This window comes from Pseudomonas onubensis (assembly GCF_965653655.1).
Taxonomy (GTDB): Bacteria; Pseudomonadota; Gammaproteobacteria; order Pseudomonadales; family Pseudomonadaceae; genus Aquipseudomonas.
In genome coordinates this window covers 98,777-107,123 of record NZ_CBFHAZ010000010.1, presented here as the reverse complement: position 1 = coordinate 107,123, position 8,347 = coordinate 98,777, and the positions used below count along the sequence as shown (strand labels likewise).

Sequence of the window (8,347 nt, the reverse complement as noted above, 5' to 3'; positions counted from 1 at the left end):
GCGAAAGCGGTGTGTCAGTGATGGATGTATTGGCTGACCCACCGTATTCGCGAGCAAGCCCGCTCCCACATGTTGATCGTGTGTTCAGCCGCCAAATTGCAGGGTGCCCATTGCCAGCTTGGCCATTATCGCCGTGGCGCCCAGTTGTACCAGCCACAAGGCCAGCCCACCCAGGAACACACCCAGTGCCACTTGCAGCACCAGGCTTTTCTGGCGCTTTGCTTGCGGCGGGCGCGGTGCGTAGTCATGCAGTTCGTCGCGGTCGGCGCGCAGGTCCAGGTCGTCGTTTCTCATAAGGCTCTCACAGCAAGGGGGCGTTCGGTGTTCAGTCTAGTGGCTTGGCCAACAAAAAGGGGGAAGCCATTGGCTTCCCCCTTCGTACGACGCTGGCAGGTTTATAGAACCTGAACAATCGCTTTTGTTACCGCACCAATGTTCGACTGGTTCAACGCGGCCACGCAGATCCGGCCGGTGTCGAGCGCGTAGATGCCAAACTCGGTACGCAAACGGGTGACTTGCTCAACGGTCAGGCCGGAGTAGGAGAACATCCCACGCTGGCGGCCGACGAAGCTGAAGTCGTGACCTGGCGCAGCCTTGGCCAGTTCGGCGACCATCTGCTCGCGCATGCCGCGGATGCGCAGGCGCATTTCGGCAAGTTCCGCTTCCCATTGGGCGCGCAGCTCAGGGTTGTTCAGCACTGCCGCTACGATCGCCGCGCCGTGGGTAGGCGGGTTGGAGTAGTTGGTGCGGATAACGCGTTTGACCTGGGACAGGATGCGCGCGCTTTCTTCCTTGGATTCGCTGACGATCGACAGCGCGCCCACGCGTTCGCCGTACAGCGAGAACGACTTGGAGAACGAGCTGGAAACAAAGAAGGTCAGGCCCGATTCAGCGAACAGGCGTACGGCAGCGGCGTCTTCGTGGATGCCATCGCCAAAGCCCTGGTAGGCCATGTCGAGGAACGGCACCAGGTTCTTGGCCTTGATGACGTCCAGCACGTTCTGCCAGTCGGCCGGGCTCAGGTCAACGCCGGTCGGGTTGTGGCAGCAGGCGTGCAGCACCACGATGGACTGTGGCGGCAGGGCGTTGAGGTCTTCGAGCAGGCCGGCACGGTTAACGTCGTGGGTGGCGGCGTCGTAGTAGCGGTAGGTCTGCACCGGGAAGCCGGCTTTTTCGAACAGGGCCTGGTGGTTTTCCCAGCTCGGGTCGCTGATCGCGACGACGGCGTTGGGCAGCAGTTGCTTGAGGAAGTCCGCGCCGATTTTAAGCGCGCCGGTGCCGCCGACCGCTTGGGCGGTGATCACACGGCCAGCGCTCAGCAGGGGCGACTCAGCGCCGAACAGCAGCTTTTGCACGGCCTGGTCGTACGCCACGATACCGTCGATCGGCAGGTAGCCACGGGCGGCGTGTTGCGCAACGCGAATGGCTTCCGCTTCGGCAACGGCACGCAAGAGTGGAATCTTCCCCTCCTCGTTGCAGTAAACGCCCACGCCAAGGTTGACCTTGGTGGTTCGTGTGTCGGCGTTGAATGCTTCGTTGAGGCCCAGGATTGGATCGCGTGGTGCCATTTCGACAGCGGAGAACAGGCTCATTTTTGCGGCAGCTCTATGGGGGAAGGGAGGGACGTGTCGCGCTCCAGCCGAATGCACTAGAGCGGTGCACAAACGGGGAGCTAGTATAGAGGCCATCCAGGCTCAGGGCGACAGCCGAAACGGCTTTTAGGCCAAGTTTTTCGGTTTATTTGCCCACCGTTAGTCTTATTGCAATATTGACCATCGACGGCTGGTAGGACGATTGCCTTGAAACCCGCCACATTTGCCACCACTTCTACAGCTATCATGGTTTTTTCCTGCAACCTGCGAAGACTTTTCGCGGGTTGCTGAGCTATTTCGTCCCTGGCGGTGTTGAGTCTGGGGTGACTTCACGAGGTACGTTATGTCGGATTTCCAGCTCGTCACCCGTTTTGAACCCGCAGGCGACCAACCTGAAGCCATTCGGTTGCTGGTCGAAGGCATCGACGCCGGCCTGGCGCACCAGACGCTGCTCGGGGTGACCGGTTCCGGCAAGACCTTCAGCATCGCCAACGTGATTGCGCAGACCAATCGCCCAACGTTGGTGCTGGCGCCGAACAAAACCCTGGCCGCGCAACTGTATGGCGAATTCAAGGCGTTCTTCCCGAACAACGCGGTGGAGTACTTCGTTTCCTACTACGACTACTATCAGCCCGAAGCTTATGTGCCGTCTTCCGACACCTTTATCGAGAAGGATGCGTCGATCAACGACCATATCGAGCAGATGCGCTTGTCGGCGACCAAGGCGTTGCTGGAACGCAAGGACGCGATCATCGTCACCACGGTGTCGTGCATCTACGGCCTGGGCAGCCCGGAAGCCTATTTGAAGATGGTGCTGCACGTCGACCGCGGCGACAAACTCGACCAGCGCGAACTGCTGCGCCGCCTGACGAGCTTGCAGTACACGCGTAACGACATGGATTTTGCCCGCGCCACCTTTCGTGTGCGGGGCGATGTGATCGACATTTACCCGGCTGAGTCGGACCTGGAAGCAATCCGCATCGAGCTGTTCGACGACGAAGTCGAGAGCCTGTCGGCCTTCGACCCGTTGACCGGCGAGGTGATCCGCAAGTTGCCGCGCTTCACCTTCTATCCGAAAAGCCACTACGTGACGCCGCGTGAAACCCTGATGGGGGCGATCGAGGGCATCAAGGGTGAACTGGTTGAGCGCCTGGAATACCTGCGTTCCAACAACAAGCTGGTGGAAGCCCAGCGTCTGGAGCAGCGCACCCGTTTTGACCTGGAAATGATCCTGGAGCTGGGCTACTGCAACGGCATCGAAAACTACTCGCGTTACCTGTCGGGGCGCGACTCCGGGCAGGCGCCGCCGACGTTGTTTGATTATTTGCCGGACGACGCGCTGCTGGTGATCGATGAATCCCACGTCAGCGTGCCTCAGGTCGGTGCGATGTATAAGGGTGACCGTTCGCGTAAAGAAACCTTGGTGGAGTACGGTTTTCGCTTGCCGTCGGCGCTGGATAACCGGCCAATGCGCTTCGACGAGTTTGAAAGTATCAGCCCGCAGACTATTTTTGTCTCGGCCACACCGGGTAACTATGAGGCCGAACATGCGGGGCGCGTTGTTGAACAATTGGTGCGCCCGACCGGCCTGGTGGACCCGCAAATCGAGATCCGCCCGGCGCTGACCCAGGTCGATGACTTGCTCTCGGAAATCACTAAGCGTGTGGCCCTGGAAGAGCGGGTGCTGGTCACTACGCTGACCAAGCGCATGTCCGAAGACTTGACCGATTACCTGGCCGACCACGGCGTGCGCGTGCGTTATTTGCACTCGGACATCGACACCGTGGAGCGCGTGGAGATCATCCGCGACTTGCGCCTGGGGGTGTTCGACGTGCTGGTGGGGATCAACCTGCTGCGTGAAGGCCTGGACATGCCGGAAGTCTCCTTGGTGGCCATTCTGGATGCGGACAAGGAAGGCTTCCTGCGCTCCGAGCGTTCGTTGATCCAGACCATCGGGCGTGCGGCGCGTAACCTCAATGGTCGCGCGATTCTGTACGCGGACCGCATCACCGGCTCCATGGAGCGGGCGATAGGCGAGACCGAGCGCCGTCGTGACAAGCAGATCGCTTTTAACCTGGAGCACGGCATTACCCCGAAGGGTGTGTTCAAGGATGTTGCCGACATCATGGAAGGCGCCGTGGTGCCCGGTTCGCGCAGCAAGAAGCGCAAGGGCATGGCCAAGGCTGCCGAGGAGAGCGCCAAGTACGAGAACGAACTGCGCTCGCCGAGTGAGATCACCAAGCGGATTCGGCAACTGGAAGAGAAGATGTACCAGTTGGCGCGCGATCTTGAGTTTGAGGCGGCGGCGCAGACGCGTGATGAGATTGGCAAGTTGCGTGAGCGGTTGTTGGCTGTTTGATTTGTAGAGGCTGTGATGGCCTCTTCGCGAGCAAGCCCGCTCCCACATTTGACTGCATTCTCATAGCAGAACTCGGCCGAATGTGGGAGCGGGCTTGCTCGCGAATGCAGGCACCGCGGTCTGCCAGAACCCCCCACGCTGGTGTTACCATTCGCCCCTTGTTTCAATTTTCAGTTTTATCGCCCATTCGAGACCTGCCATGACCACCGTCCGCACGCGCATTGCGCCATCGCCTACTGGGGATCCCCACGTCGGTACTGCCTACATCGCCTTGTTCAACTACTGCTTTGCCAAGCAGCACGGCGGTGAATTCATCCTGCGGATCGAAGACACCGACCAAGTGCGCTCCACCCGTGAGTCGGAACAGCAGATCTTCGATGCCTTGCGCTGGTTGGGCATTACCTGGGCCGAAGGCCCGGATGTCGGCGGCCCGCACGGCCCGTATCGCCAGAGCGAGCGCAGCGACATCTACAAGCAGTACACCCAGCAACTGGTCGACATGGGCCACGCCTTCCCGTGCTTCTGCACCGCCGAAGAACTCGACCAGATGCGCGCCGAGCAACAGGCCCGTGGCGAAACCCCGCGTTACGACGGCCGCGCGCTGCTGCTGTCCAAGGAAGAAGTGGCCCGGCGCCTGGCCGCCGGCGAGCCGCATGTGATCCGCATGAAAGTGCCGAGCGAAGGCGTGTGCGTGGTGCCGGACATGCTGCGCGGTGACGTCGAGATCCCGTGGGACCGCATGGACATGCAAGTGCTGATGAAGACCGACGGCCTGCCGACGTACTTCCTGGCCAACGTGGTCGACGACCACCTGATGGGCATCACCCACGTGCTGCGCGGCGAAGAGTGGCTGCCATCGGCGCCCAAGCTGATCCTGCTTTACGAATACTTCGGTTGGGAACAGCCGCAGCTGTGCTACATGCCGCTGTTGCGTAACCCGGACAAGAGCAAGCTGTCCAAGCGCAAGAACCCGACCTCGGTGACGTTCTACGAGCGCATGGGCTTTATGCCTGAGGCGATGCTCAACTACCTGGGCCGCATGGGCTGGTCGATGCCGGACGAGCGCGAGAAGTTCTCGTTGCAGGAAATGGTCGATAACTTCGACCTGTCACGCGTTTCCCTCGGCGGGCCGATCTTCGATATCGAGAAGCTGTCCTGGCTCAACGGCCAATGGCTGCGTGACTTGCCGGTGGAAGAGTTCGCCAGCCGAGTGCAGCAGTGGGCGCTGAACCCCGAGTACATGATGAAGATCGCGCCGCTGGTACAGGGCAGGGTAGAGACGTTCAGCCAGGTCGCACCGCTGGCGAGCTTCTTCTTTGCCGGTGGCGTGAACCCGGATGCCAAGCTGTTTGAGTCCAAGAAGCTCTCCGGCGACCAGGTTCGCCAGTTGATGCAGTTGATCCTGTGGAAGCTCGAAAGCCTGCGCCAGTGGGAGAAAGATGCCATCACCGCGACGATCCAGGCGGTGGTCGAATCCCTTGAATTGAAATTGCGCGATGCCATGCCGCTGATGTTTGCCGCGATCACCGGGCAGGCCAGTTCGGTGTCGGTGCTGGATGCGATGGAAATTCTCGGCCCGGACCTCACGCGTTTCCGTCTGCGCCAAGCCCTTGATTTGCTTGGGGGTGTGTCGAAGAAAGAAAACAAAGAGTGGGAAAAGCTGCTGGGCGCTATCGCTTAAGCAGGCGGTTGTTACGACGAAACCCCGGTTTTCCGGGGTTTCGCCGGTAAGTGATTGTTATCCCGGCAAAAAAGTTTGGAAATTGTTGAAAATAAATTTGACACACTTCCAAACCGCCATTAAGATTCGCCCCGTCCTCACCAATGAGGGGCTATAGCTCAGCTGGGAGAGCGCTTGCATGGCATGCAAGAGGTCAACGGTTCGATCCCGTTTAGCTCCACCAATTTACAGGTTCAAGGTCTGGCCACACCGTCCTTGAATTGATCAGAACTCAGCTCTGATCGGTTGTACAGAAGGTTTTGTCCCCTTCGTCTAGTGGCCTAGGACACCGCCCTTTCACGGCGGTAACAGGGGTTCGAGTCCCCTAGGGGACGCCAGTTTCAACAAGCAGCTCGAAAGGTCTGCTGCGTCGCGAGACGAAAAATCCGGGGCTATAGCTCAGCTGGGAGAGCGCTTGCATGGCATGCAAGAGGTCAACGGTTCGATCCCGTTTAGCTCCACCAATTTACAGGTTCAAGGTTCCGGCCACACCGTCCTTGAATCGATCAGTTCTCAGCGCTGATCAGTGTATAGAAGGTTTGTGTCCCCTTCGTCTAGTGGCCTAGGACACCGCCCTTTCACGGCGGTAACAGGGGTTCGAGTCCCCTAGGGGACGCCACGATTACCCGCTCTGCGGGATTTTTAAGGGTCATTCAATTATTGAATGGCCCTTTTGTTTGTCTGGCGTTTGGCCAATCCTCTCCTCAATACCCTTTATTCTGTCCTGACCAGCGGTCATGCCTGTCGCTTGCTAAATATTATTATGGTAATAATATTTAACCCATGAGAAACGGAGGCTTTGATGAGCGATAAAAAAGCGCAAACCCGCGAACGCATTTTGCAGGCTGCCAGCGCGGCGTTGATCCAGCGAGGCCCGGCGGAGCCCAGTGTCGGCGAAGTCATGGGCGCCGCCGGGCTGACGGTCGGCGGTTTCTACGCACACTTTGAAAGCAAAGACGCGCTGATGCTCGAGGCGTTCACCCAGTTGCTGGCTCGGCGTCGTGCGTCGATCGACGACATGGACGCGCAACTGACGGGGGAGGAACGCAGAAGCCTGGTGGCGGCGTTTTACCTGTCGCGCAAGCACCGCGACTCCACCGATCACGCTTGCCCGATCCCGGCCACCGTGGGCGAGATGAGCCGCCTGCCGGATGAGTTTCGCCTGGCGCTCAATGAGCACACCGAGTTGATGGCGGCCCAATTGGCAGCAAGCCCCGAAGACACCGACAAGGCCTTGGCCGACATGGCCTTGATGATCGGCGGCCTGGCGCTGGCCCGTGCGCTGGGCCCGGGTGAGTTGTCCGACCGTGTGTTGCGCGCTGCCAAGTCGGCGGTGCGTTAAGAAGGAGTCGCATGATGGGCGCATTCACCTGGATTCGTGGTTTCCATGGCACCGTTGGCCGGTTGGCGCCGCACACAGTGGCCAGCAAATTGCGCCGTACCTTCATGACGCCGCGCACCCTGCCGCCACGTGATTGGGAGCTGCCGCTGCTGGCGCAATCGGAGCGCATCACCTTGCGTTTCGGCTTGTCGGCGTTGCGCTGGGGTCAAGGGCCTGCGGTATTGTTGATGCATGGCTGGGAAGGGCGTCCTACGCAGTTCGCCAGCCTGATCACTGCGTTGGTGGCTAACGGCTATTCGGTGATTGCCCTGGATGGGCCTGCCCATGGTCGCTCGCCGGGGCGTGAGGCGCATGTTTTGCTGTTTGCGCGCGCCATGCTTGAAGCCGCCGCAGAGTTGCCGCCGCTGCATGCGGTGGTCGGGCATTCCATGGGCGGCGCCAGTGCGATGCTGGCGGTGCAACTGGGGCTGCGTACCGAGGCGCTGGTGAGTATTGCCGCGCCCTCGCGCTTCCTGGATGTGCTGCGCGGTTTTACCCGCATGGTCGGTTTGCCGCCGCGTGCGCGCTCGGCGTTTATCCAGGAGGTCGAACTGACTTTCGGCATGCCGCTCAAGCACCTGGATGTGGCCCACTACCAGATGAACCTTCCGGGGTTGATCGTGCACGCTGAAGACGACACCTTTGTCCCGGTCAAAGCCTCGCAAGCCATCCATGAGGCTTGGTTCGACAGCCGTCTGCTGCGCCTGGAGCAGGGCGGCCACCAGCGGGTGCTGGCTGATCCACGGGTGATCGAGGCTGTTCTGGCCCTGTTGGCCGGCCGTCGTTTACAGGAGCGGCAAACCGCCTGATACACTGCCCAGCGACATTCATCGACTGGAGCAAGGCATGGGCTGGGATCTGGCAGCGCCGTTTATCATCGACCTGCAGGTCGCCGCTGAAGATATCGACGGTCTTGGGCACGCCAATAATGCGGTGTACGTGTCCTGGCTGGAGCGTTGTGCGTGGCGCCACTCCCAGCGTCTGGGGCTGGACCTCACTGAGTATCGGCGGCTGGACCGCGCCATGGCTGTGGTGCGTCATGAGATCGACTACCTGGCGGCTGGTTACGAAGGTGACGAGTTGCAACTGGCTACCTGGATTGTTGACTGGGACCAGCGCCTGAAGATGACCCGGCGTTTTCAATTGGTTCGCCCCACTGATGGCGTGACCCTGCTGCGTGCGCAAACGACCTTTGTGTGCATCGAGCTGTCCAGCGGCAAGCCCAAGCGCATGCCTGCCGAGTTTCTTGATGGTTATGGCCCGGCACTGACCGGGGGTTAACGGTTCCAGCTGGA

Annotated in this window: 7 protein-coding genes and 4 tRNA genes; 9 read left to right on the top strand and 2 right to left on the bottom strand. The window is 60.2% G+C overall.

Annotation, left to right across the window (positions count from 1 at the left end):
• Positions 1-84: 84 nt before the first annotated feature.
• Both ACTD9P_RS05965 and ACTD9P_RS05960 read right to left on the bottom strand, forming a co-directional pair.
• The gene (locus ACTD9P_RS05965; protein WP_065911752.1) at positions 85-294 is read right to left on the bottom strand and encodes a hypothetical protein; all 210 of its coding nucleotides are present in this window, start codon (positions 292-294) and stop codon (positions 85-87) included.
• A 101-nt stretch (positions 295-395) separates the two neighbouring features.
• Positions 396-1,592 (bottom strand): amino acid aminotransferase, encoded by a 1,197-nt coding sequence (locus ACTD9P_RS05960; RefSeq protein WP_017138725.1) that lies wholly within the window; start codon positions 1,590-1,592, stop codon positions 396-398.
• Positions 1,593-1,935: 343 nt separating this feature from the next.
• Here ACTD9P_RS05960 and uvrB point away from each other — a divergent pair, with 343 nt between their 5' ends.
• From uvrB to ACTD9P_RS05915, 9 genes are all read left to right on the top strand, one after another.
• The gene (uvrB, locus tag ACTD9P_RS05955) at positions 1,936-3,951 is read left to right on the top strand and encodes an excinuclease ABC subunit UvrB (protein WP_200431400.1); all 2,016 of its coding nucleotides are present in this window, start codon (positions 1,936-1,938) and stop codon (positions 3,949-3,951) included.
• Positions 3,952-4,150: 199 nt separating this feature from the next.
• A complete protein-coding gene (gene gltX, locus ACTD9P_RS05950; RefSeq protein ID WP_438867025.1) occupies positions 4,151-5,632 on the top strand; it encodes a glutamate--tRNA ligase in 1,482 nt (493 codons plus the stop codon).
• Between the two features lie 147 nt (positions 5,633-5,779).
• A tRNA-Ala gene (locus tag ACTD9P_RS05945) sits at positions 5,780-5,855 on the top strand.
• 78 nt (positions 5,856-5,933) lie between these two features.
• Positions 5,934-6,009, top strand: a tRNA-Glu gene (locus tag ACTD9P_RS05940).
• Between the two features lie 50 nt (positions 6,010-6,059).
• A tRNA-Ala gene (locus ACTD9P_RS05935) sits at positions 6,060-6,135 on the top strand.
• Positions 6,136-6,214: 79 nt separating this feature from the next.
• Positions 6,215-6,290: transfer RNA gene (locus ACTD9P_RS05930), tRNA-Glu, on the top strand.
• Positions 6,291-6,473: 183 nt separating this feature from the next.
• Positions 6,474-7,013 carry a TetR/AcrR family transcriptional regulator gene (locus ACTD9P_RS05925; protein ID WP_017138728.1) on the top strand — a complete coding sequence of 180 codons (540 nt, stop codon included), beginning with the start codon at positions 6,474-6,476 and terminating at the stop codon, positions 7,011-7,013.
• A 14-nt stretch (positions 7,014-7,027) separates the two neighbouring features.
• Positions 7,028-7,861 (top strand): alpha/beta hydrolase, encoded by an 834-nt coding sequence (locus tag ACTD9P_RS05920; RefSeq protein WP_438867024.1) that lies wholly within the window; start codon positions 7,028-7,030, stop codon positions 7,859-7,861.
• Positions 7,862-7,898: 37 nt separating this feature from the next.
• Positions 7,899-8,333, top strand: a complete 435-nt coding sequence (locus tag ACTD9P_RS05915; RefSeq protein WP_438867023.1) for an acyl-CoA thioesterase — start codon at positions 7,899-7,901, stop codon at positions 8,331-8,333.
• Positions 8,334-8,347: the final 14 nt, after the last annotated feature.